This is a genomic window from Pseudofrankia coriaricola (assembly GCF_001854805.1).
Classification (GTDB): domain Bacteria; phylum Actinomycetota; class Actinomycetes; order Frankiales; family Frankiaceae; genus Pseudofrankia.
Map to the genome: position 1 here is coordinate 44,817 of NZ_MBLO01000265.1, position 22,282 is coordinate 67,098.

Genomic DNA, 22,282 nt, shown 5'->3' on the forward strand with positions numbered 1-22,282 from the left:
TCGGTCCCATTCACCCCCGTCCGATCCGACCGCTGGGGAAGATCAGCGCCCTCGCGTGTCGCGGTGGGCTCCGCAACGGCATCGACGATGGCCTGCCAGCCGCAAGGGAGGGTCTCGACTTCGAGATCACCAGAAGCTGAGCAGACAGCTCGATGCGGCGCGATGGAACGCCGGCCAGAGGGGGGTCGTAGCGGCAATCCGCCGGAGTCGTGCGTAAGTCCTGGTAGAGGGCCTGTGGTGGATCGGCGAGGACGCCGCGTACATCCGGCGTCGCTCGGAGCGTTACGCCGGCGCGACGGATATCGAGCCTTGACCATCGAGGCGGCCAAGGACCCGCGTCGCGTCGTACGTGACCCCCGATCCCAAGAGCGAGCTCGGCGCGGTCCGGCTGATCGGCTACTCGCCGAGCGCCGGCTTCGTCCTGACGGTGATCGTCGACCCGGTTGACCATGCCGGCGTCACAGCCTGGAAGACCCGCGGCGCGGACCTCCGGGCCCACCGTGGGTGGGAGGCCTGTGATGGATGTCCGACATCCTGCCGGGGGCCTGGCGCGTGGTCGCGGCGGCGAGGTCGGCGAGAAGGTCGGGGAGCACGAGTTCCTCGTCGATGCGGATGGCGTGCTGCTCGAGGGCGGATCGCAGTTCGGGATCCCAGGCCGCGTCGACGGGCCGGCCGGTGAGCTCGCCGCCGCCGACGGCGAGTGCGGTCCGGTAGGCCTCGGTATCGAAACGCCAGGGCTGCCAGGTGATCCGTTCCAGCAGGCCGTTGGCGATCCGCAGGCCGCCCCAGTCGAAGTCGCCGTGGTAGACGAACCGGGCGCCGTCGCGGGTGAGTGTGTCGAGCAGGCTGAGGACCGCGGCCGACGGTTGGCCCGACACGCAGACGAGGGGCGGGGCGGTGGCGCCCAGCTCGTCTGCCGCGCTGGCAAGCACGATGGGGTTCTCGCAGAGGAAGACGGTGCGTGCGCCGACGCCTAGATCTGGCTGGTGTTGGCTGTGGCTGAGCTGGCGCAGCGTGAGCACGCAGGGCTCCCCGGCCTCGGTCGCGGCGGCGAGGATCCGCCCAGTCGAGGTCGCGGAGCCGCCCGGTATGCCCAGGCACAGCACGGTCGACGACAGATCGTCGCGGTGGACCCCGACGGCGGCCCAGGCAGCTCGGCGGCCCACGGCGGAGCCGTCGCCGGTCGGGCTGGAGCCGCCCAACACCCGGACCGCCGGCAGCGCGAGTGTCGTCAGCGGCCGGCCGTCGTCCAGGGCGTGGGCGTCGCCGACGCAGGCCGCGGCCAGCCGGCCGAGCGCGATTCCGGGCGAAGGCAAAGCGTCGAGCACCGCTACGAGCCCGCGGACCAGGGTGACGGCCGTCTCCGGGGTTCCCGTCAGTCGACCCAACGTGCCAGTGCCGTCCAGCCAGCTCAGCCAGGACATGAGGATCGGTCGCGCGGCGACGAGCTGGTCCAGCGGCGCCCGCGCCGCCGACCAGGCCGACGCCTCGGCGGCGGCCTGCGCGGCCAGATTTTCGACGGGCCCGGTCAGCAGGTGGATGGCGTCGGCGAGCCCACCGGGCGCCGCGCCGCTGGCGCGCAGCAGGGCGTCGACGTCGTCCAGGGACACCGACAGCGACGTGCCGGCACCAGCGCGGCGGCCGAGCAGCAGTTCGGCGGCCCGCCGCTGGTCCGGACTGGCGTTGCCGAGGGTGGCGACGCCGGTGAGCGGTCGGCCCTGCTCGAGGCGGCGCCGCGCCCGACTGACCAGCCAGCTGGTGTGCTCGCCGCCCAGCAGCCGCCGCAGCCGCTCGCTGTCGCCGGTTGGCGGACCCGAGGCGTCGGCGCCCATCAGCCGAACGGAAGCAGGGCGTCGGCGGCAGGCGGGGCGTCCTGCGCGGTGCGCGGCGGCTCAGGGATGTGTGGCACCGGCCGCTCCAGGCGGGTTCGGGCGCTGCCGTCCCAGCGCCAGGGAGTGACGAGCACGGCGTCGACGCCGTCGCGGCGGGAGAGCTGGGCGATCGCCAGGCCGGGTACCTCCGGGTAGCAGCCCCACTCGCGTTCGCTCGTCATGACGACGTCCAGGTCGAACGCGGCGAGCAGGCCGAGGCATTTGGCACGGGAGTCGTCGTCGACGCCCGCGAAGGCCTCGTCCAGCGCGATGAGGCGCGGCGCCCGCTGGCCCCCGGCGGAGTCGTAGAACGAGGAAGCGGCGGCGAACAGGGGCACCGAGGCCGCGAGCACCCGCTCGCCGCCGGACGCCGGGCCGGTCGCCGGGCGCCACACCCCGTCCTGGAAACGCTGGACGGCGAACTCGTGCCAGTGCCGGTAGTCGAGGGCGCGGGTCAGCTGCTCGGCCCAGCCGCCGGTGGCATCGGCGCTGTGCTCCCTGCTGATCTCCTCCTGGAGGAAGGCACCGACCGCGGCCCGGTCGGCCGCGCTCCACGCGTCGGTGGTCTGGCGCAGCAGCCGGTCGCGGACCGGGCCCAGCCCGTCGGGCGCGGTGCGGGCGGTCCGCCACTGCAGCCGCAGCCGCATCCCGGTCGAGGTCGGCCGGGTCTCCAGCGCGGCGTTGATCTGGCGGACCTGCTCTTCGGCGGCGCTGATCAGCTCCTGCAGCGCGCCGGCCACCTCGTTGACCAGGTGGTTCTCCAGGATCTCCCGTTCCTTCGCCGAGAGCAGCAAGGCTCGCTGCTCGGTCTCGGTGACGAGCGCCGCGACCAGCGCGGGGACGTCCTGGCGACGGCCCTGGAACAGCACGTCGACGACGATCACGCCGTCGGTGACGACCATCCCGACCGTGTGGCCATGGCGGGACAGCGCGTCGGTGAGGACCTTGTGCTCGGCCGACACCCGCTGCTGTACCAGCTCCCAACGGCGGTCGGCCTCGTCGACGCCGTCGAGCGCGGCGTTGACGGCCCGGGCGAGTGCGATCGCCGGGTTGGGAGCCCAGGACACCGCCGGATCGGGGATCTCCAGGCCAGGGACCGCGACCGCGAGCAGCCCGGTCGCGGCGAACGCCCGCAGCCGGTCGACGGCGGCCTCCCGGTCGGCCGCGGCCTGTGCGATGGAAGCGGCCAGGGCCTCACGGCGGCCCTCGGCCCTGCCCCGCTCGTCGAGTGCCGCGCGCTCGGCCGTCCGGGCCGCCTTCTCTTCTTTGCGGCAGGTGCCAAGGTCCGCGTCCACGGCGGCGAGCTTGCGGAACAGCTCTTCGACGGCGGCGCCGGAGTTCTCGACCAGCACGCGGTGCCGTTCGGTCGCCGTCTCGGCCTGCGCCGCGGCTTCTGCCTGGTCCTCGAGAGCCTCGGTGTGCCGCCTGCCCGCGTCGTCGAGCTCGGCGATCGCCTTGGCCTGCGTCTGACGGGACCGGGCGAGAGCCTGCGCCGCCGGCCACAGACCGGCGAGCGCCGCCCGGTAGTCGCCGAGAGCCGCGCGCACGGCGGCGAGCGCGGCCTCGTCGGTGGGCAGCCCGACGTCGCCCGCGAACTCGGCCGCCGCGGCGTGCGCCTCGTCCGCCTCGGCTCGGCGCAGGCCGAGGACGGTTACCGCCTGCTCATGTTCGAGATCGACGCGTCGGCGCGCCGCATGCTCGTGGGCGAGCGCTGCGTGCGCGTCCCGCAGCGCCGTGTCGGCCGGCAACTGGCCGTGCTCGTCGGCGAGCGCGCGCTGCTGGTCGGCGAGCCCGGCCGCGGCCGCGGCAAGCGTGGCCAGGCGCTCGCGCAGGCCGTCCGCCTCGGTACGCAGACGGGCTAGCCGTTCCCGCCGGGCCGCCTCCCGCGCGCCCTCGCCAAGGTAGGTGGCGGCCGGTTTGTGCCACGACCCGGCCAGCACCCCGTTGCGGAAGCGGCCGTCGACACTGACCCAGGTGCCGCCGGTGTCCTCCTCCAGGCCGACCGCTGCGAGAACCCGCGTCAGGACAGCGTCGTCGAGCGCCGCGGCGGACTGGTCGGCGCGGTCGACCGCCGGCACGAGCACCGCCGCGAGGGTGCGGCCCGCCGCCGGCCGGTCGGCCGCGACGAGCACGTCGTCGGTGACCGCGTCGCGCAGTTGGCCGTCGGGGCTGACCCAGGCGTCGAGGATGCCGGCCGCCTCCAGCGCGGCCTCGATACCGGCCCGATGTCCCGCCGGTACGTCTTCCGTGAAGTCCACCGCCTTCCACAGCGGCGCCCCGGGGCGGCCGGTGCGAGCCGGCGCCGAGCGGGTGTACGAGGTGGGCGGTGCGTCGTGACCACCGGCGACGAGGCGTTCGATGTTCTCGTTCAGCGCGGCGAGCTCGGTCCGCGCGGTCTCGGTCTCGGCCTCGACCGCGGCCTGCCTGCGGCCGAGCGCCGCGGTCGCGTCGCGTGCCGCCTCGTCGACGGCCGTCACCATCGGGCTGCGGCCGTCGGGAGTGTCCACCCACTCGGCGAGGGCGGCCAGCGTCAGGTCCTGGTCCGGCAGCCGCAGGCGCACGCAGCGGCGCAGATAGGAGGCGGCCGCCTCCAGGAGCTGGTCGCCGCGCTGGGTGACCTGGTCGTCGGCGGCCGCGATACGGGTGGCGACTGCCTGCTGCTCGCCGATGATCCGGTCCAGTTCGACGCCGGCGGCCACGGCCGCGGCCGCGGCCACCGCCGCCGTGCCGAGCAGCCCCTCCAAGCTGGAGACGGCCCGCCGCTGGTCGGCGAGGATCGCGTCGGCCGCGCGGCGCGCCGCCGGATACGGCGGCTCCTCCCGTTCCAGCTCGCCGAGCACGCGGGCGTGCCGGTCGCCGGCCAGGGCTGCGTCGGCGGACCGGGCGGCGTCGTCGGCAACGGCGGCGAACGATGCCGCGTCGCTGTGGACGGCGCTCTGGGCGTCGGCGAGTTGGGCTCGCCAGCTCTCGACGGCCCCGGCGGCCTGCTGGCTGTCCCGCGCTCGCTGCGCGGCGAATCGGGTGAGTCGGCTGGCCTCCTGCTCGGCGAAGCCCAGCGCCTTGGCGTCGCGCATCTCCGGGCTGTCGCTCAGGGCCTCGCGCCGGGCCGCGAGCTGTTCGGCTTCCCGCGTGAGGGCTTCCAGCCGCGTGACCGCGGCGTCGAGCGCCTGCTGGGCGCGCTCGCGGGCGGTCTCCGCCTCGGCCAGCTCGCGGCCGTGCTGCTCGTAGCGGCTGTGCGCCTGGCGCGGCGGCGCGGCGAAGCGCCTCGCCGCGACCTGGGCGTAGCGGCCGTAGTGGGTGAGGAACGCCTGCGTCGCGGCCTGTGCCTCGGTGAGCGCGCGCAGTACCTCCCGCTCCTCGTCCAGCCCGCGGAACGCCTCGGCGACAGTGGTCACGAGCGTAGGGTCCAGCGGTGCGAGCGCCTCGGTCAGCGCCCGGGAGAGCAGCTTCTCGTCCGGCTTCTTGGACAGCTGCGGCTGGCGGAGCTGGATGAGCAGGTTGACCAGCGTCTCGTAGCGATGGGGCCCGAGGCCGAACAGCGCCTCGTCGACGGCTCGTCGGTAGTCGGACGCCGTGTCGTACACCTGCCCATGGCCCTCGACGACCTCCTTGAGCTTGTCCCTCGTCAGGGCCACCCGGGGTCGGGCCGACGAGGGTGAAGTCGGCGCCGACCCGCTGGCTCGTGACGAAGAACCAGTGACGGGCGATCCCACGGCCGGCGACCGCCTTCAGCCCGGCCCCGATCGTGCGGTACTCGGGCGTGCCGTCCTCGCCGAGCCGGCCGAACTCGAGCCAGCTGTAGCCGAGGCGTTCTGGATGCGGGTGACGGCCGCCGAGGAGGAGGTTCCACTCCATCCGCTTGTTGCGGTCGCCGTCGGGTTCGACCCGGTGCGGGGCAAGCTCCCCGTCGAGCAGGAACGGCAGCGTCAGCGCGAGCACCTTCGACTTGCCGGTGCCGTTGTTGCCGCGCAGCAGCAGCCGCCCGTCGTGGAAGTGAAACTCCTCGACGTCGTAGTAGAAGAGGTCCACCAGCCCGGCGCGCAGCGGCTGCCACCGGTCCCGGCGCGGCACCGCTGGTGGCGCCGAGATCCCGCCAGCGTTCAGCCCTCGGCTGGCGGCGGGACTGGTCAGGACCTGCGCCGTGCTGCTCACCGACGGTCTCCCTTGTTCTTCGGCGCAGTGGCCGGGCGGCCGGCACCGCCGGGCAACCGGTGGGTCTGCCGATCGCTGATGGTCGGCGCGTCGAGGGCGAAACGCGCGATCGCCGGCCGGGCGAGGACGGCGGACGGCTCGTCCAGCTCGCCGGGTGCGTCAGCGACGAGGCGCAGTGCGCGCAGCTTGTCGAGCGCGGTCGCGAGAAGCTCGGCGTCCGCGCCGGGCTCGCTGACGCCGCGCCGCCAGTACGAGGAGTGCTCGGCGGCCTGCTGGCGGACGTAGGCGCGCAGCCGGCCAAGCGGCACCGGCTGGCCGGCGCTGGCCCGCTCGGCCAGGTACTCGGCGACGAGAAGGGTGACATGGCCGTCGGTGCGCTGTTCGGGCATCCGCACGTCGGTGAGCTCGTCCTCGGGATCGACCATCGCGATCCCCTCGGCCCGCATCTCCGTGACCAGCCCGGTGGCATCCTCGATCCGCCGCGTGATCGCGTGACGCTGGCCGACCAGATAGGCGCGCTCGTCATCGGCGAGCTCGTCGTAGTAGACCACCGGCTCGTCCAGCAGCCGGCGGGTCAGCCGCTGTCGCAGCGCCCGGTTACGCAGGTCGTCGGTGTCGGGCACCGGTTCCGCTGTGAGCTCGGCCAGCCTGGCCTCGAACGCGGCGGCGTCGATGGTCGACGGCCCGCGGGTGCCGGTCAGCATCGACGCGAGCACCCGGCGGTGCACGTCGTACAGCGCGTCGCCGCTGTCGGACAGGTAGGCGTCCTCGTCGCCCGCGACCCGCTCGAGCACTCCGAGCGAGAGCAGCAGCCGCACGACCGCGACCAGATCCGAGCGTTCCTCGCGGCGGCCCAGGGTGAAAGTGATCCCCGCCGCGGTGAGCTCCGGGTCGCTCGCCGCGACCAGCACACCTTCGGCCAGCCGGCCGAGGGTGATCTGGGCGTCGGCCGCCTCCAGCACCGACAGCGCCAGGCACAGCAGCACGTAGCGGCGACGGCCGAACGGCGCCCTGCCTTTGCCGTCCCGGGCCGGATAGGTAGCTTCCGAGGTGGTCGCGACGGTCTTGAACAGACGGGCCGAGTCCGCGTCGACGACGAGGCGCCAACCGGTCTCGGACGCGAGCCACTCCCGCAGCTCGGCCGCGTGCCGCCGGATCAGCCGCAGCACCTCGTCGTCGGCGCCGGCGGTGCGCAGCGGGCCAGCCAGCAGCGCGCGCAGCGCCCGGCGTCGCGCGGCACGGTTCTCGGCCGCGAGCGGTTCTAGCTCCATGGTCGACTACCTGCTCCGACGGGTTCCTGCTCGGCCCGCGAGGGCGACGGCACGAGGTGGGCGAGCCCCATCCGCTGGGGCGGGACCGCGACGGCCGCCAGATCGACGATCTCCACGACGTGCTCCGGACCATGCAGCGTTCCGTCCTCGGTGTCGACCGTCACGACGCCGCCGTCCGGCACCACGGAAAGCCGGATGAGGATCGTGCCGTCGCTCGAGGTCGTCGTCACCTCATCGTCACCAGGAAGGCGCGCCGCGAGCGCATCGCCGAGCAGGCTGAGGAACAGGCGGAACACGTGCCGGTCCAGCGTACCGAGTTCGGAGAGCAGCACGGGCCGGTCGGTGGCCAGCCGGGCGCGGGCGGCCGCGGCCTGCTCGGCCTCCGCGGCCGCGTACTCCTCGAGCAGCCGGCGCTGCGCCGCCCGGTCAGCGACCCGGTTGGGGACCCCACGCCGCTCGTAGGAGCCGGTCCGGCGCAGCTGCGGGCTGATCCGCACCGGCGGTGCCTCCCGCCAAGGCGTGCTCGGCGCCGGTGTCTGCGCCTCCCAGGCGGCGACCGTCTCCTGCGTGACCGTAAGGTGCCGAGCCGGGGAGAGCCCGAACGCGGCCCGCCACAGCCGGTGCGCCGCCGCGTCGTCCGGCGCCTGGGCGAACCAGCGGGCGAGCGTACGAAAATCCGCCGACCTGTCGGATCGCCCGGAGCGCCGCTCGTTGAGCGCGGCCACCGTGTCGATGAGCTGGGTGATCGCGGTGACGGCCGCGCCCCGCAGCAGGCGGGCCTGAGAGGGATGACCGGCATCCGAGACAAACCAGTCCCGAAGGCCGCGCCACCGGTTGCGCCAGCCGGCCAGCGCCGCGTCGACGGCCGCGTCGTAGGCCGACCCGGGGACGGCCTGCCGGTCGGGGCCGCCCGGCTCGGTCGAGTCCTCCTCGCCAGGCAGCCGGTCCGGCAGGGCGTCGCTGGCCTCTCGGCGGGCGACGACGAGCAGCAGCCCGGTGACGTCGACCTGTTCCAGCTGGCCCAGCAGGGTGGCGATCTCCGCGCCGCGGTTCGCCAGGTCGGCGATGAACCGGTTGATGTAGTCGATGAGCCGCTGCTTGTAGGCGACGAACGCGTCGACGTCACCGTCCGAAAAGTCGATCACGCGACGTAGCGAAGCCATGAATGCCTGCGCGTTGTCGGCCAGACCGGTGAACCGCTCGGCGAGCCCGAGCACCAGCAGATGAACCTTGGCCGGGTCCAGTGCCGATCGGTCGAGCGACGCCAACTCCAGCAGCGCGCGCAACTGCGAGGCGATGTCCTCCAAGGCGACGGACTGCAGGGCACCGCGACGGCCGATCGCCTGCTCGTAGACCGCGATCGCCTCCTCGGCCGCCTGCCCGACCGGGGTCAGCTGGTAGAGGTAGCGCGCCCGGTGGAAGTCCGCCACGGTCGTGACCCGGCCCGTGTCCGGGTCACGACGCAGGTTGCCCCACTCGGCGAGCTGGTCGAGCACAGCCGGCATCGACTCGGCCGGCACGGCGCCGCCGACATCCGCGCTGACATCCTCGGGCCGGAGATGGACGATGAAGCGGTCCCGCGCACGGGCGAACGCGGTCAGCACGTCCCGGTACAACGCGGCGTTGGGCGCGCCGAGGTGCGCGAACGGCTGAGGACCGGCGGGCGGGCCCGGTGTGACACCGCCGCCGGTGGCCCGCACTCCAGCTTCCCCTTGGGCGACCATGAGACCAGTATCCCGACAAGGTCCGACAGCCCGGTGGGCAGACCAGTCATCAAGCGGCTACCGGCAGCGAGAGCGCGCGACTGCTCGGCCCGGCAGCGACCTGTCGAGGCCACGATGGAAGCCATGACCGGACGCTACATCGGTGAGCCCGTCGTCCGTCTCGCCGCGCGGGTCGTGCTCATGCATGCCAACGGCGCTGTGCTTCGTAGAGCTCGGACCGGTCGGCGGGCGGTGCGCAGGACGACGCGGTGCCGACCGCGAGTGCTCCCACAATCTGGCCATCGATCTCAGCGACACGGACGGCGTCCTCGTTGAGCCACGCGCGAAGCCGGTCCACGAAGCCGGGTCGGGCAGAGAACGGGGTCGCACCCCACTGGCCGTCACGCCCCCTGGATCACGAGCCATCGCACCGCGTCGTCGAACAGTGCGATCCATCCGTCCAGGTCCGCCGCTGCGCCCTTGCGGACCGTCACAGGTTATGGCGCAAGCAGATCGACGGTGGTTCCGATCGCTTCGTAGGTAGTGGCGGCGCGACGGTCGAGGCTGAGCAACGTCGCGTCGTGTTCGGCGGCGGTGAAGGCGATCAGCGCGTCGTAGGCCGGGCCGCCGAGGATCTGGTTCGCTGCGACCGTGGCAAGGAGTTCCTGGTAGCCGGTCTCCGACAGGGTGAGGAGCGGGTCGGTGAACCGTTCGGTGAGGAAAGCGTGCACGATCGAGGGCTGGGCGCGGTGCGGCGGGGGCAGTCGGATCAGGACGGAGTAGGTCTCGACCGCGGCGTGCGCGATCAGGCGTGGCTGGCTGGCCATCGCCTTGCGGGCGATGGCGTGATGTTCATGCCAGCTGGCAAAGGCTGCCACCACCACGCTGGTGTCGCACGCGTTCATCGCCGGGTCCGTTCCAGCGTCTCGCGGACCAGGTCGGCCGTCAGCACTGGCATCTCGGTGTCGGCGACGGCGACCAGCCCGTCTCCGTCGTCCACCAGCCGCATCGGCGTGGGAGCTGGGACGATCTCCAGGCGTCCGTTCCGTTCCGCGATCTCGAGGGGCTGGCCGGGCGAGAGCCCGAGAGAGTCGCGTAGCGCCTTGGGGACGACGACCCGGCCGGCGGCGTCGATGGCAGTCCGCATGCCAGAAAACTACCACTCGCCTCGCCAGCGATTCTGGCTCAGCCCCGCTCGAGCCCGCGTCGGAGCCGGCTCGCCGTCATGACGAAGGTCCGGTCCTTCTACCTCGACATCCAGGAATGGGCACTCGAAGACCCCTCCTGGGCGCCTTGGGCGGTCCCCTGCCCGGTCCGCCGCGGCGACACCGTCGGCATGGCGAAGGCCAACGCCAGACCACCGCCGCGATGCATCAACGGGTCCGTGACCGCCTCCCGCACCTGCCAGCTCTGGTTGACGCCGCCGAACGCGACCTCGCCGAGCAGACCGCGCTGCTCACCGCGGCGCGGGCGACGGCGGTGGGACAGACCCTCGAGCACCACGGACAGTCGTTCCGCCGGGTCGTGGCCAAGTCCTACGCCCGCGGCGGGGCGAACGCCGGTCCTCCAAGAGTCCTGATCGAGGACACCGCCGACGGCGAGCTGATCGACGTGACCCGCGGCGAGGACGAAGCGTTCTGGGCCTGGGCCATCATCGAGACCCTCCGACACAGCGGTGTCCGGATCGAGGAGCTGCTCGAGATCACACACCTCGCGTTGGTCTCCCACCGGCTGCCGAACACCGGCGAGATCGTCCCGCTCCTGCAGATCGTGCCGTCCAAGAGCAACGAGGAACGACTCCTGCTCGTCAGCCCGGAACTCGCCAGCGTCCTCGCGACGATCGTGACCCGGCTACGGGCCGACAGCGGCGGCACGATCCCGTTGACCATCCGCTACGACGCCAACGAGCGCACGGAAGGGCCGCCGTCGCCGCACCTGTTCCAACGGCGAGTCAGCTGGCGGTCCGAGGTGATCAGCCCCCGCACCGTCGAGAACCTGATCAACCGCGCGCTCGACCGGGCCGGCCTCGTCGACGCCGCCAACCGGCCCCTGCGCTACACCCTGCACGACTTCCGCCGCATTGTCTTTGCTTAGTTGTCGTGTTGCGATTACGCCCAGCAGCCAGCGAGAGCTGGGTGTTTGCGTTTTGCCAGAGGCCGTGTGGTGTTTCTATGGTCTCCGGTCATGATCTTGAGCTTCTTCGCGTCCCAAGGTTGGGATAGCTGGGACGTCGAGCGTCGGCCGCTGATTCCGGAGCGGATGCCGGTGCTGGTGGATGACGATCTGCGGTTCGAGGACGGTCCAGCGCACCGCCAACGAGAACCGGATCCGCGCTGCCATGGACCGGCTCCTGCGCGGCGAGATCCCGCCCGGTGGCCGCTGCGACATCACAACCCTGGCCGTCGAGTCCGGCGTCGACCGCACCGCCTTCTACGGCACCCGGCCCTACGCCGATCTCCGCGCTGAGTTCGAACGGCGCCTACGGACCCTCCAGCAGGCTGGCGATCAGCCCGACCCGCGCGACGCGCAGATCACCCGCCTCAAGACCGAGATCATCGGGCTGAAGAACCGTGTGGTCGAGTCAACCAGCACGATCAACGAACTCACCGAGTTCCAGACCCAGGCCCTCGCGCGACTCGCCGCTCAACACGACGAGATCATCCGTCTGCGGGCCGCCGCCACCTCCGCCAGCCGAGTCAGCCGACTTCCGCAACGGGCAGCGACCATCGGCTCTTGCAACTGACCGAGCGACCAGGCCGACAGCGAAGCGGCGTCGGTGTTCGGACAAGGCAAGGGGTCGGCCAAGATACGACGGAAACCGGCAACCAGTGATCTTGAGTTGAACTTGCCGCAGGTGAGGTGCTGGGGCGGATCGGCGTCGGCTGCCCGACCAGGGACAGCGATGCGCAAACGCAGCCGGAGGCCCGATCTTGTGTCACCGCTCGCAGTGGACTTCTTCGCGTACCCGCTCAGATCGGTCAACGGCGCACCTGATAGCGCAGGTGAAGCACCCGGTTGCCCTGAATCGTCACGTCAGGATCCTCCAACAGGTGCTGCGCGTCGACCGACCCGAAGTAGCGCTTGCCGGACCCGAACACGACGGGTACGACGTCCATGCGCACCTCGTCGACCAGGCCCGCGGCAAGCACCTGGCCACCGACCTCGCCAGCGGCGACCTCGACCACGCGGTCACCCGCAAGCTCCTGCGCCTTGGCCACGGCTGCCTCGACGCCGTCGACGAAGTGAAACGGCGCCTCGGGGTCCCAGCCCTCGGGCTGCGGCCGGTGCGTCACGACGACCACGTGGTCGATCCCGCTCGGAGGCTTCCCGTCCCAGCCGTCCGTCAGGTCGAAGACGTGGCGGCCGACGACTGTCGTCCCGATCTGGTCCCAGTACGGCCGGATGTAGTCGTAGGACGTCTGCGACACCTTCACCTCGCCGCTCTTGTCCAACGGGACGTCACCGCTGGACAACCAGTCGAACAGCGGTCCGGGCTGGTCATTCTCGTCCGCGATGAAGCCGTCCACCGACACCGAGCTGTACATGACCACCTTGCCCACGGGGCTCTCCTCTGCTCGGGGTGCCCCCAAACTAGCGAGTCGTGAGCTGTCGCTCTTGTAAGAAATCAATCGGCCGGCAGCGACCAGCCGTCCAGCACGCTGCCGGGATGCTCGCGCAGGAAGCGCCGCCGTACTTCGATGTACCGGGTTGGAGTGAGCCCGGTGAACGCCCGGAACTCGTGGCCGAAGTGGGCCTGGTCGAAGTAGCCTGCGCCAGCGGCGACGTCGCCCCAGTCGATCGGTTCGGCGGGGTCGATCGCAAGCACGGTCGCGGCAAAGCGTTGGGAGCGGGCCAGCCGTTTCGGCGTGACACCGATGAGCTCCTTGAACCGCTGTGCCAGATGAGTGCTGCTGACACCGGCTGCCACGCTCAGGTCGCCGATCGCCACCGCCCCGCTGGTCGCCGCGATGACGCTGCTCGTATGGCGGACCAGCCCCAGGCCGGCGGTCTCACGCAGCCGTCGCGTCAGCTCCTCCTCGAGCAGCGTCAGCATCTCGTGCGGTCCGTCCGCCGTGGCCAGCCGGTCTCGCAGCTCGGCAACGGCGGGCCGGCCCCAAACCTGCTCTACCGTCACCGGCCGGTCACACAGCTCGGCCGCCGGCATCGGCAGGAACGGCGCCAGCCCCCACGGCTTGACGTGCGCGCCGACGGACTTGGTCCAGAGTGGGTAGCCGAACTCCCACGCGCGGGTGGGCGTGGCGACCACGCAGCCGTCGGCGTACTCGGCCGTCTCGATGTCGGTGCCGGCGCGGATGCGGAACGGCGCCCCGAGGTTGACGATGAGCAGCGGCGCCGGCGCGGGCGGCAGCGTCAGCCGGGCGTACGGCGGCGCACCCTCCAGGTAGTAGAGGTCGTCGATCAGCCCGTCCAGCGGCGGTCGCGGCACTCTGGACACGTACTCCACGCGCACAGCATCGCCGACGCCCCGCCGGCATCGCGCGCCGGGATGATCCAGCCGCGCTGCCGCCAGCATCGAGCCGGCGCCGATCCCGGACGAACGCCCGGCCGCGGACATTCGCGTGGGATACGCGTGCTGCGTGAGAGATGGAGGTCCACAAGCTCGAGCTCGGGACCTGCGGCCGTCCCTACGGCACCCCCGGCAAACACGAGCACGCCTGCTTAACCGAAATAATCTTGAGGTAGGTTCGCGTCCAGTTCGAGAGCGTTTGGTAGCGCAGGGTGACAGTTGGAATCTTCGCGGAGCATGACACTCGGGCGTGTCGCGGCGACTGCTGCAATGCAGCGCAAGGCGGCAGCCTGGCTGTACCGCTTCGCGACAGATGCGGACGTTCGATCACGTCACGTATGCGCGCTCACGGGACGATGGCCAGCTGTCCATAGTGGACTCGGTCAGGAGTGTGTGATGGTTTCGGTCGCGTCGTTCCAGCGCCAGGGCACGTGGTGCCCGCGCAGGTGTACCCCACCAATCCACCGGTTGATGCCGTTGAGCGTCCCGTGGTCCGCCACGCCAGCGAGCACCCGTGCTCCCGTGTCGGTCAGGCGCAGGCTGGTTTCGCGGTCAACCGGATGGTCCGCCGGCTCGGCGTGAAGGAGCGGGATCCGGGCGTGCGCCATCCGGTCCATCATCGCGAAGGACCAGCTGTCGCCCAGGTACGGGCGCGTTTCCCGCGCGGCGGCGCGGACGAACGCCGTGCCCGCCGCGGCTGCGCCGTCGGCGACCGCGGCCAGGATCCGCCGTTCGGTCAGCGACAACCCGTCGCGGGTCGACGGGTACTCCCTGCTGAGCCGGTCGAACGCCTCCCCCAGGAACCGCAGCTCACTTGAGCGACTGCCGGCGATGGCGGGCAGACCGTCTGGCGTCGGCGCCCGGAAGGCGGCCCACGCATCGGTAGCGAGCTGGAGCGCGGCGGGGGTCAGCCGGGCGCACGCGTTCGTGGCGGGTAGTTCGCGCAGTTGCTCGGCGGTCAGCTCGCCGAGACCGCCGAAGCGGGCGATGCCGGGGTGTTCACCGATGCAGATCAGGGTGATGCGCTGCGCCGGCACGCCGAGGTCGGCGAGGCGAGCGAGGATCTGGATGATCTGGAGCTGGTCGTACAGATCCGCCTCAAACCACAGTACGTACTCGCCGTCGCGGTTGGCCGCCAGGGCCCGGTCCCGCTCGGCGAACATGTCGGAACCCTCCGCGCGGTCGTCCACGTGCGCCCCGACCAGAAAGGCGGCTCTGATCTGGCGGAGCTCCTCGGAACCCACCGCCGGCACCGGCCCCTCGTGGAGCGAGTCGCGCCAGTACAACACCCGGGACGCGAGCCCGGTCCCGGGCAGATCCGTGGAATCGCCGTTGCTCACGTGCAGAGCCGCCAGCATCGCCTGGTCGGCGGGCACCGGTAGGCCCGGCCGTTCGGCCAGGACCTGGCTGCGGGCGGTCGCGTAGGCCTCGCCGGTCTTGGCCATTCGGGCGCGTACACGCTGTTTGAAGTCGGCCTTCTTGGTCATCGTTCGTCTCCCGCGCCCCGTCGCAGATCCCCCAGCGACCGGTGCGGCGGGCGCACGATCGACAACGAATCGCCGGCCGAGAGGTAGACCTCCCTTTGCCTCCTCGGGTGACCCGGCTGGGGCGGGTCGCTGGAGGTTGGGCGCGGACGGACGCCCTCGGCCAAGATACCCACTCCGCCGGCAGTCGCCATATCAAACATGAGCGGATGTACGGACGGTTTTGTGGATCAGCCGTTGGAACTCGACCTTCCCACGGCCGGACCGAATCGGAGGGCTCCAGGTCTGCTCGAACACGTCGTAGGCGGCCACCAGCGGCAGGGCAGCCTTGCCCGCCCGGACCCGGAGGATGATCGCGGTCAAGATCTCCCCGAGCTCTGGTGAAACCAGTAGCAGTCGCTCCGCATCGGTCTTAGCGGTCTTCTGCTTCGCGGGCACGAACCGCTTCAGCCGCCGTTCCTGCGAGGATCGCGGCGACCTCCGCCACCAAGGCGCAGTACGGAGCGGCGAAGGCTGCCGAGGTCTATCTCGCGTCGGCGTTCGCTCGGGAGCTGGCGCCCTTCAACGTGCGGGTGAACACGGTCAGCCCGGGTTCGATCCTGTTTCCTGGGGTGGTTGGGAGCGCTATTCCCGGCAGAACCCGGAGAGTTTCGACGAGTTCGTGCGGCGGGACTTTCCGGCGCAGCGGCTCGGGACCGCCGGCGAGGTCGCCGACGTGGTCACCTTCCTGCTGTCTGCCGGGCGGCGCGGGCCTGGGTGTGCAGGGCCGCGTAGAAGTCGTCGGACGAGCCGTCCTCGCGGATGCCGGCCGCGACCAGCCAGTCGTGGACCTCGGTGGCGTCATCGGAGTAGGCCGCGCCACGCCACCGGCCGATCTTGACCTTGAACAGGACGACGTCGTCGATCGCGCGGATCCGTTCGTGTGGGGTGTCCGGGTCGGCGAACTGCTCGGTCGCCTTGGCCAGGAGGGGATGGCCGACCTGGTCGAGGGGTGTGTTGGCCGGTGGGACGGGCAGGCGCAGGTCCTCGCGGAGGCAGCGCAGGGTGGGTCGGACGGGCATTGGGTCAGGTCTCCCAGTCTCCGGCGCCGCCGAGTTGCTCGATCCGTTCCGGGGACAGCCCGGTCAGCGCCGCGACGCTCGCTGAAAGGGAGCCGTCGAGGACCCTCATCGAGGCGACCATCCCCTGGCGGATCTCCTCGCGGCGCTGCTCCAGGTAGATCTGGACGGCTTCGGCGACGAGGTCCTTCTTTGACATGCCGAGGAAGTGCGCCGCCTGCGAGATCAGCTCATCCGTCGCCGGGTCGACCTTCAACGGCGCCTGACGGCGCGGTCCCACGGTTGTCATGGCTGCCTCACCTCCGACACCAGAGTACCTAAGTACCTCAGGATGAGGTGAGTCGAGGGCAACCCTTCAGCCTGTGCGCTCCCGGCATCCCTTGGGTCATCGTGGGCGGCATCGTCAGAGCTCTCGTGGGTGGAGGCGTCGATCATCGGCGCGGGGTGCCGTGGCGATGTTTCCAGTTAGGCGACAGGGCGCACGGTGTCGTGCGCGAGGGCTGGGGCTGTGCCGGTGGAAGCGTTGATGCGGCTGTTGGGGGACCGGCGGGTGGTGGCCGGACCGGCCGCTGTCGGGAGACAGCCCGGGGCCGCGCGGGTGCCGATTGGGGACGTCGACACGGAGCTGGCCAGGCGTCAAATCGCATCGAGGCGGAACACGCGTGCCGAGCGTCGGCAGCCGGCCCCGATTGATCGTCGAGCAGTGCCCAGAGCGAACGGCCCGTCAGCTGCTCCAGCTCGACAGTCTCCTGCCGGACGATCAGGCCCTGCGCCAGGGAGGTGCGCACCCTCTCGCCGAGATGACCACCGAACCACTCTTCGGCCCACCCGGCCACCTCAGCCGACGCCGGGGGCTGCGAGAGCCGGTGTTCCGAGGCCAGGGCGAGCTCGCAGAGGTGGCGGCACGGCACGACGGCAAATGGCAACCTCCACCCCGGCCGGCGAGTTGATCTCGATGAGCTCCGACGGGTACCTTTGAGGTACTGGAGGTACTGAGGTCCCCTAGCGGGAGGAGGTAGACGCGGCGCATGAACGATCAGACTCCCCGGCAGGTCGCGGTCAAGGTCTCCCCGGAAGGGGACAAGCTGATCACCAGTGGCGCGCACTACCTCCACATGAGCAAGAAGGATCTCGTCGAGGCCGCGGTCGTGTTCTACCTGGACGCCCGCCGTGAGGAGATGCAGGCCGGGATGCGGGAGTTGCTGCGCGAGCTCGACGGTAGCCGCGCGTCGCGGATCGCGATGCTGGCAGGGATGACCCGCGCCGAACTCGACGCCGTCGGCGGCGTCGACGAGGACGACTGATCGTGGCCCGACGGGCTCGCCCCACGCTGCGCTGCCTGCGAGAAGATCTCGCCTTGCCGATTCCGCGCGCGGACACGCCGTTGGAGGACGTCGATCATCCGCTGCTCGGCAAGGCCAGCGACCGCTTCGCCGACGACGGCACGCCACAGGAACGGATCGTCGCGATCGACGATCTTCGGCGACGGTAGCGCCAAGGTCCTCGACGCCGAGCCCCTGAGCCTCCTGCCTGGCGCCACCGACGCCGCCGACCACACCCTGGTCAACCGTCCAGCGACGACCAGCCGGATCGGCCGCGTGCTCGATCTCGCCGCCGGCTACGAGACGTCCTACGGCATGGAACTCCTTGCCAGCGTCCACTGGATCTCCACCCACGACGTCGCCGACCCCGCCGACGCCGAGCCGACGATGCACTTGGCGTAGGCGGTGAGGAGCACGCGGACGCTGTGTCCTGCCCATTCGGCGACCTGGGTGGGTGGTACGCCGGCGTTCAGCCAGCGCGATACCGCGGCGTGCCGCAGGTCGTAGGGCCGGCGGGCGAGCGGCGACGCGGCTTCGGCCGGGGTGAGTGCCTGCTGGCGTGCTCTGCGCCAGGCGGTGAGGTAGGTCGACATCCTCACAGCGCCGCCGGTGGTCGACCGGAAGATTCGACCGTCAGGTGTCGTGCCGAACTCCTCGATATGCCGACGCAGCAGCGCGACCAGGTTGGGGCGGAGCGGGACCTGACCTCGATCGGGGTCCTGCCGGAGGCCCATCATCGGGCGGGTGTGCCGTCGGCCAGCATGGTCGCCTGCCAGCCGGCGGGGTCCGGCCGTCCCGCGCCGCGGGAGAGCCGATACCAGAGCAGGCGGTCGGGGCGAACGGTCGCTGTAGGGGTGTGCCGTGACCATGACCAGATTCTCGTGGTGCTCGACGACGCCGAGGTAGGCCTCGTCGACGGGGGCGATCAGGGTGAAGTCCACCTGAGCAGCCAGAGCTGGTAGCGGCCGAAACGTCCGGGAAGCCGGTTCCATGTCGTCGACTTGCCCTACCTGGTCGAGCGCGAACAGGCCGTCCTCGACCGGTTCGCCGACCCGCACGTTGTGGAGCGCGAGCTGTTCGATCTCGTGGCCGGCCGTCCACGACTCCAGTTCGAGATGGACGGTGGGATGTAACCGCGTGGGGGGTGCTGGACATGAACAGGATGACGCCCCGCGGAAGGACTGTCCCTGTGCCTGCCAGTTCGGCCATGCCCTCGTTCGAGGCGCTGTTCCGGGAGCACCGCGGGGCGGTCCTGCGGTTCGCGCAGCGACGCCTTGGTAGTGACGAGGCCGCCTGGGACGTCGTCTCGGAGACCTTCCTCGCGGCCTGGCGGCATTGGCAGCGCCGACCCGCCGCCTCGGAGGAGACCCGGGCGTGGCTGTACGCAATCGCCGGCAATGTCGTGCGTAACCAGCGCCGCGCGGGGATCCGACGGCTACGGCTCGAAACCCGGATGGTCGGGTTCGGGCTGGCCACGGACCCGACCGCCCTGACCGATGAGGACATCGCGATCCTCCACTTCCTCGACCATCTTGAGTAGCCTTGTGGTAGTATTCCAGTTGCGAATAGTCATCGATTTGTAAGCTGGCGTCCCCGTAATACTACTCAGCCGACTCCTGGTGCGCAGAGCACTGAGGCGCTGCGAGTAAATCACCCCGGCGCCCGGCCAAATATTATCAACACCCTCTCTGGGGTTAAACGCGGCCATAGCCTGGGTCGAATCAATACCCATCAGAAAAACTGCGTCACTATGATACGTCTCTGGATGCTCCCCGAAGCCTTCGGGCCTGTTATCGATAACAGCCTGGAGCTGGGTGCGGGTCAGTACCAAAACCTTGATAACAGGACTATCCAGCGTAAACTTTCTTAGGAGCATGGCTTCGATCCTTTGACCTGACCTCGCTACGCCCAGGTCCGACCGCAAGATCACGTTCCCGCTCTGAATATAAGTGGTAACGTCAGTGAAACCCTCTTCCTCCAGGTAAAGTTTGAGTGCTGCCATGGGTACGAGATTCTTCCCACCCACATTTATGCCACGTATAAGAATTACGTAGGTATTCATTGCCTTCACCATACTTGTGTGCTCCCTGGCGACACTGATCGGCTGTCAGAGAGCCCGGCCGACGAGCTCACCATGACGAACGTCCGGTCCTTGTGGAGCAGCGCGCTCGGCTCGGTAGTGCCGTAGATGAACGCTGGCTGCCGGCGTCGTGCCTTCAACCGGTCCGAACGCGCCGACCGGCAGCCACACCCGCCGCGGCCCGCTCGTCCCCACCAGCTGGCCGACGGCGAGCGGCTGCATCGGCCGGGGCGACGCGGCGAGGGCCCGGGCGGTCCGGCGGGGACGCGGTCGTGGAGCGCGGATGGCCTTGAGAGGCGTGTCCCTGGCGCGCCGTTCACGGTCACAGAGACAGGCTGGCCCGGGACGTAGATGTAGTCGAGGACGGCACCGTCGGTCTCCTCATGTTGCCCGTCGGACGGTTGCAGTCAGGTTGTGCGGGGGGCCGGATGTGATCTCGGTGCCGTCTGGCCGCCGTGGCCTGCATCGTCGATGGTTGCTGGGCCTCAAAGCGTCCTGCTGAGTTAGATGGGTGTGGCGCCGTGGGCCGTGGCGATGGCGTCGATGCGGGTGGCGAGGTCGAAGTCGGCGGCGGTGAGGCGGTGGCCGGCGTCGTGGGTGGTGATGGCGAAGCGGACGGTGTCCCAGCGTAGGTCGATGTCGGCGTGATGGCCGATGAGACGTTCGACGTCGGCGACGTGGACGATCAGCGCGACGGAGCCGTGGTAGCGGAGCCGGAAGGCGCGAGTGATCTCGTTGCCGGTCCGGGTCCAACCGGGGTGGTCGGCGAGCTGGGTGGTGATCTCGTCGTCGGTGAGCGGGGCGGGCACGTCGGAAATGGTCACGCCTCCGTTGCGGCGAGGACCTCGGCGAGGTCGGTGGCGACACGGGCATCTTTCCATGGCTCGGGATGGCCATGCCGCCGCGTGCCAATTGTTGATGGGGTCTCAGGCGTGGCCGTTCTGGAGGTAGAGGACGTTTCCACTGTCCAATGAGGTCAGGGCCGCTTGTACGCGTCGCCACTCGTAGGGGCGGAGGAGCCGCGCAGCCTCGTGCGGGGAACAGAAACGGACAGCGGCCAGCTCAGGGTCCACCGGACGGAGATGTTGGGTTTGGTCGGCGGACAGCGTGCCGCCGTTGAACACGAAGGCCAGGAGGTCGTCCCAGGGACCGTGTGGTGATACCCAATCGACGCAGAGCAGTTCGCCGATATGCAGGTCGAGATCTAGTTCTTCCTTCAGCTCTCGACGTAGCGTCTCTCTCGGCGGTTCGTTGGCTTCGGCCATGCCGCCTGGCAGGTCCCAGTCTGGCTTATAGGTCGGGTCGACCAGGAGCAGGCGGCCGGTCTCATCCCGGATGACGGCGTCGGCGGAGACCCGCTTGCGTGCCTGTCGGGCGTTGCCCTCGGCGAGGTGCGCGAACTCGGCCGGGTCTCGGCCGCGATAGCTGTCTTCCCACTCCTGTTCGATGCTCACGACGCCTCGGCTGCTCGGTGGGCGGGCAAGGTGGCTGTCACGCGATCGAGGAAGTCATCGACAGCCGTCACGCTGCTGTGCGGTTCGAGCTGGCGGCCGAGTCCTCGAAGCTGGTTGACCACGCGGTCCGAGGCCAGGCGTGTCGCCGCGTCGAGCACCTGCGCGCCGGTGTCGCAGGCGGCGTCGAGATCACCGCGCCCAAGGTGGACGGTGGCCAGGGTCAGGTGGGTGAGGGCTCGGCTCCGTGCCCGGTCCGGAGTGCGTAGCTCCAATACCCTCAGCGCCTGACGTTCGGCGGCGTTCCAGTCGTTCAGGTCGCGCAGGCAGATGGCGGCCTCGGCTGCGAGCGCTGCTTCGTCGAAGGGGCTCAGCCATTCGTGCCCACCGGCTGTCGCACGGTTCAACTCCTGCTCGGCGTTCCACAGCGCGGCCAGGCACTCGGACGACGCGCCTACAAGCGCGTTCCCCCGGGCCTTCATCGCGTGCAGCCGGCTACGTAGCTCCCCGCACTGTTGGTCATCCGGCACCAGCGCGAGGCCCGCGTCGGCCAATCGGACGGCTTCGCGAGGATGGTCATTCTCCAAGGCTAGGTGACTCTGGCTGACGAGCGTCTGAGCGCTCAGCGCTTGGTCGCCGGCCGCGGTCGCCAGGCCGAGGGCCTGGACGAAGTGCTGGGCCGCGAGGTCGCCTCGGTTGTCGTCGTGGGCAAGCCACCCGGCCATGTCGGCCAGCGAGGCCGCCGCAGAGAAGACAGCCGACGGCGGATACGCATGGCCAACGAGCTGCGGGGCGACCTCGGTCTGGATGAACCTGACCACGACGGGGTACAGCCGGCCGCCTCCGAGCTGCCGGTCGGCGGAGCGGAAGGCCAGCGCCGCCGACCGGATCGTCTCCAGCGTTCCACCCGAGGCGAATACCGACGTCGACGGCTCGACGCGTGAGGGGACCTCCCGCCGCGTTGCGACGGGTGCTGGTCGCAGTCGTGGTTGTCCAGGAAGGTCGAACCACAGGAGGTGAGGCGGTAACCGCAGCATCCGGGCCCAGTGCGTCAGCCGGTCAAGGTCCCGGACCGGCGGGCCGCTTTCGATCCGACTCACCTGAGCCTGGGTCAGGCCGAGCCACCGACCAAGCCGTTCCTGACTGATGAGTCTGCGGTGGTGAGGGTTCATGCGGTACGCCACAGACACCAGCCCGATGTGCTGGGCAGCAAAGGCGTCGCGGAGTTGATCGGTGTGCCAGAACTCGTCCGGGAGCTCCGGCGCCTCGTCCTGTTCCAAACGGCCGCGGTGCAGGCAGCGGGCACAACGGGAGCCAGCGTTGTCGCGTGCCAGACGGCCTCCGCAGGAGTGGCAGTACCGG

At 70.6% G+C, this 22,282-nt stretch carries 23 protein-coding genes and 1 pseudogene; 7 read left to right on the forward strand and 17 right to left on the reverse strand.

Annotation, left to right across the window (positions count from 1 at the left end):
- Positions 1–458 precede the first annotated feature (458 nt).
- From BCD48_RS40830 to BCD48_RS40855, 6 genes are all read right to left on the reverse strand, one after another.
- Positions 459–1,832, reverse strand: a complete 1,374-nt coding sequence (locus BCD48_RS40830; protein WP_083419972.1) for a TIGR02679 family protein — start codon at positions 1,830–1,832, stop codon at positions 459–461.
- Entirely contained in the window at positions 1,832–5,506 is a 3,675-nt protein-coding gene (locus BCD48_RS40835) for a TIGR02680 family protein (protein ID WP_241842374.1), read from the reverse strand. The genes BCD48_RS40830 and BCD48_RS40835 overlap by 1 nt, the downstream gene beginning before the upstream one ends.
- A 513-nt stretch (positions 5,507–6,019) precedes the next feature.
- The gene (locus BCD48_RS40840) at positions 6,020–7,294 is read right to left on the reverse strand and encodes a TIGR02678 family protein (RefSeq protein WP_071053764.1); all 1,275 of its coding nucleotides are present in this window, start codon (positions 7,292–7,294) and stop codon (positions 6,020–6,022) included.
- The gene (locus BCD48_RS40845; protein WP_241842375.1) at positions 7,285–8,994 is read right to left on the reverse strand and encodes a TIGR02677 family protein; all 1,710 of its coding nucleotides are present in this window, start codon (positions 8,992–8,994) and stop codon (positions 7,285–7,287) included. The genes BCD48_RS40840 and BCD48_RS40845 overlap by 10 nt, the downstream gene beginning before the upstream one ends.
- A 500-nt stretch (positions 8,995–9,494) precedes the next feature.
- Positions 9,495–9,902, reverse strand: a complete 408-nt coding sequence (locus tag BCD48_RS40850) for a type II toxin-antitoxin system VapC family toxin (RefSeq protein ID WP_071053765.1) — start codon at positions 9,900–9,902, stop codon at positions 9,495–9,497.
- Positions 9,899–10,144: an AbrB/MazE/SpoVT family DNA-binding domain-containing protein gene (locus tag BCD48_RS40855; RefSeq protein ID WP_071053766.1), complete on the reverse strand. Its 246-nt coding sequence runs from the start codon at positions 10,142–10,144 to the stop codon at positions 9,899–9,901. Before BCD48_RS40855 ends, BCD48_RS40850 begins: the two co-directional genes overlap by 4 nt.
- A gap of 221 nt (positions 10,145–10,365) precedes the next feature.
- Here BCD48_RS40855 and BCD48_RS40860 point away from each other — a divergent pair, with 221 nt between their 5' ends.
- Complete coding sequence (locus tag BCD48_RS40860) at positions 10,366–11,091, forward strand: site-specific integrase (protein WP_071053767.1); 726 nt, start codon at positions 10,366–10,368, stop codon at positions 11,089–11,091.
- 181 nt (positions 11,092–11,272) lie between these two features.
- A complete protein-coding gene (locus tag BCD48_RS40865; RefSeq protein ID WP_071053768.1) occupies positions 11,273–11,740 on the forward strand; it encodes a hypothetical protein in 468 nt (155 codons plus the stop codon).
- A gap of 235 nt (positions 11,741–11,975) precedes the next feature.
- Here the strand turns inward: BCD48_RS40865 and BCD48_RS40870 are convergent, their stop codons facing one another.
- The 4 genes from BCD48_RS40870 to BCD48_RS40885 all read right to left on the reverse strand — a co-directional run bounded on the left by BCD48_RS40870 (position 11,976) and on the right by BCD48_RS40885 (position 15,447).
- Positions 11,976–12,557: a dihydrofolate reductase family protein gene (locus BCD48_RS40870; RefSeq protein WP_071053769.1), complete on the reverse strand. Its 582-nt coding sequence runs from the start codon at positions 12,555–12,557 to the stop codon at positions 11,976–11,978.
- A 65-nt stretch (positions 12,558–12,622) separates the two neighbouring features.
- Positions 12,623–13,444, reverse strand: coding sequence for a helix-turn-helix domain-containing protein (locus BCD48_RS40875; RefSeq protein WP_071053812.1), 822 nt, complete (start codon positions 13,442–13,444; stop codon positions 12,623–12,625).
- Between the two features lie 464 nt (positions 13,445–13,908).
- Positions 13,909–15,012: a hypothetical protein gene (locus tag BCD48_RS40880; protein WP_198543596.1), complete on the reverse strand. Its 1,104-nt coding sequence runs from the start codon at positions 15,010–15,012 to the stop codon at positions 13,909–13,911.
- A 192-nt stretch (positions 15,013–15,204) separates the two neighbouring features.
- A complete protein-coding gene (locus BCD48_RS40885) occupies positions 15,205–15,447 on the reverse strand; it encodes a hypothetical protein (protein WP_071053770.1) in 243 nt (80 codons plus the stop codon).
- Positions 15,448–15,476: 29 nt separating this feature from the next.
- Between BCD48_RS40885 and BCD48_RS57020 the strand changes: the two are divergent.
- Positions 15,477–15,560: pseudogene (locus BCD48_RS57020) on the forward strand (SDR family NAD(P)-dependent oxidoreductase); the annotation flags it as partial.
- A 168-nt stretch (positions 15,561–15,728) separates the two neighbouring features.
- Here BCD48_RS57020 and BCD48_RS52735 read toward each other — a convergent pair.
- Entirely contained in the window at positions 15,729–16,070 is a 342-nt protein-coding gene (locus BCD48_RS52735; protein ID WP_198543597.1) for a hypothetical protein, read from the reverse strand.
- A 4-nt stretch (positions 16,071–16,074) separates the two neighbouring features.
- Complete coding sequence (locus tag BCD48_RS40895; RefSeq protein WP_071053771.1) at positions 16,075–16,356, reverse strand: hypothetical protein; 282 nt, start codon at positions 16,354–16,356, stop codon at positions 16,075–16,077.
- 739 nt (positions 16,357–17,095) lie between these two features.
- On the opposite strand from BCD48_RS40895, the gene BCD48_RS40905 reads away from it, so the two are divergent.
- Together BCD48_RS40905 and BCD48_RS40910 are read left to right on the forward strand one after the other, a co-directional pair.
- Positions 17,096–17,371 (forward strand): hypothetical protein, encoded by a 276-nt coding sequence (locus BCD48_RS40905; protein ID WP_071053773.1) that lies wholly within the window; start codon positions 17,096–17,098, stop codon positions 17,369–17,371.
- A 2-nt stretch (positions 17,372–17,373) separates the two neighbouring features.
- Positions 17,374–17,559 carry a hypothetical protein gene (locus BCD48_RS40910; protein ID WP_071053774.1) on the forward strand — a complete coding sequence of 62 codons (186 nt, stop codon included), beginning with the start codon at positions 17,374–17,376 and terminating at the stop codon, positions 17,557–17,559.
- A 138-nt stretch (positions 17,560–17,697) separates the two neighbouring features.
- On the opposite strand, the gene BCD48_RS57025 is transcribed toward BCD48_RS40910, so the two are convergent.
- Positions 17,698–18,330, reverse strand: coding sequence for a site-specific integrase (locus tag BCD48_RS57025; protein ID WP_071053775.1), 633 nt, complete (start codon positions 18,328–18,330; stop codon positions 17,698–17,700).
- Between the two features lie 60 nt (positions 18,331–18,390).
- On the opposite strand from BCD48_RS57025, the gene BCD48_RS55215 reads away from it, so the two are divergent.
- Positions 18,391–18,522, forward strand: coding sequence for a hypothetical protein (locus tag BCD48_RS55215; protein ID WP_274536631.1), 132 nt, complete (start codon positions 18,391–18,393; stop codon positions 18,520–18,522).
- Positions 18,523–18,578: 56 nt separating this feature from the next.
- Positions 18,579–18,929, forward strand: a complete 351-nt coding sequence (locus BCD48_RS40920) for an RNA polymerase sigma factor (protein ID WP_241842376.1) — start codon at positions 18,579–18,581, stop codon at positions 18,927–18,929.
- Here the strand turns inward: BCD48_RS40920 and BCD48_RS56150 are convergent.
- The 4 genes from BCD48_RS56150 to BCD48_RS40935 all read right to left on the reverse strand — a co-directional run bounded on the left by BCD48_RS56150 (position 18,825) and on the right by BCD48_RS40935 (position 22,200).
- A complete protein-coding gene (locus BCD48_RS56150) occupies positions 18,825–19,463 on the reverse strand; it encodes a DUF1697 domain-containing protein (protein WP_198543598.1) in 639 nt (212 codons plus the stop codon). The genes BCD48_RS40920 and BCD48_RS56150 overlap by 105 nt on opposite strands.
- 509 nt (positions 19,464–19,972) lie before the next feature.
- Positions 19,973–20,287, reverse strand: a complete 315-nt coding sequence (locus BCD48_RS40925) for a 4a-hydroxytetrahydrobiopterin dehydratase (protein WP_071053814.1) — start codon at positions 20,285–20,287, stop codon at positions 19,973–19,975.
- 108 nt (positions 20,288–20,395) lie between these two features.
- Entirely contained in the window at positions 20,396–20,923 is a 528-nt protein-coding gene (locus tag BCD48_RS40930; protein WP_071053776.1) for an NUDIX domain-containing protein, read from the reverse strand.
- Positions 20,920–22,200, reverse strand: a complete 1,281-nt coding sequence (locus tag BCD48_RS40935) for a helix-turn-helix domain-containing protein (RefSeq protein ID WP_071053777.1) — start codon at positions 22,198–22,200, stop codon at positions 20,920–20,922. Before BCD48_RS40935 ends, BCD48_RS40930 begins: the two co-directional genes overlap by 4 nt.
- Positions 22,201–22,282: the final 82 nt, after the last annotated feature.

Coding starts and splice junctions, on each gene's coding strand:
- BCD48_RS52735 (WP_198543597.1), bottom strand. CDS start 16,070: ATGCCCGTCCGACCCACCCTGCGCTGCCTCCGCGAGGACCTGCGCCTG.
- BCD48_RS40840 (WP_071053764.1), bottom strand. CDS start 7,294: ATGGAGCTAGAACCGCTCGCGGCCGAGAACCGTGCCGCGCGACGCCGG.
- BCD48_RS40880 (WP_198543596.1), bottom strand. CDS start 15,012: ATGACCAAGAAGGCCGACTTCAAACAGCGTGTACGCGCCCGAATGGCC.
- BCD48_RS40865 (WP_071053768.1), top strand. CDS start 11,273: ATGACGATCTGCGGTTCGAGGACGGTCCAGCGCACCGCCAACGAGAAC.
- BCD48_RS40895 (WP_071053771.1), bottom strand. CDS start 16,356: ATGACAACCGTGGGACCGCGCCGTCAGGCGCCGTTGAAGGTCGACCCG.
- BCD48_RS40855 (WP_071053766.1), bottom strand. CDS start 10,144: ATGCGGACTGCCATCGACGCCGCCGGCCGGGTCGTCGTCCCCAAGGCG.
- BCD48_RS40860 (WP_071053767.1), top strand. CDS start 10,366: ATGCATCAACGGGTCCGTGACCGCCTCCCGCACCTGCCAGCTCTGGTT.
- BCD48_RS40850 (WP_071053765.1), bottom strand. CDS start 9,902: ATGAACGCGTGCGACACCAGCGTGGTGGTGGCAGCCTTTGCCAGCTGG.
- BCD48_RS56150 (WP_198543598.1), bottom strand. CDS start 19,463: ATGGTGAAGGCAATGAATACCTACGTAATTCTTATACGTGGCATAAAT.
- BCD48_RS40830 (WP_083419972.1), bottom strand. CDS start 1,832: ATGGGCGCCGACGCCTCGGGTCCGCCAACCGGCGACAGCGAGCGGCTG.
- BCD48_RS40905 (WP_071053773.1), top strand. CDS start 17,096: ATGAACGATCAGACTCCCCGGCAGGTCGCGGTCAAGGTCTCCCCGGAA.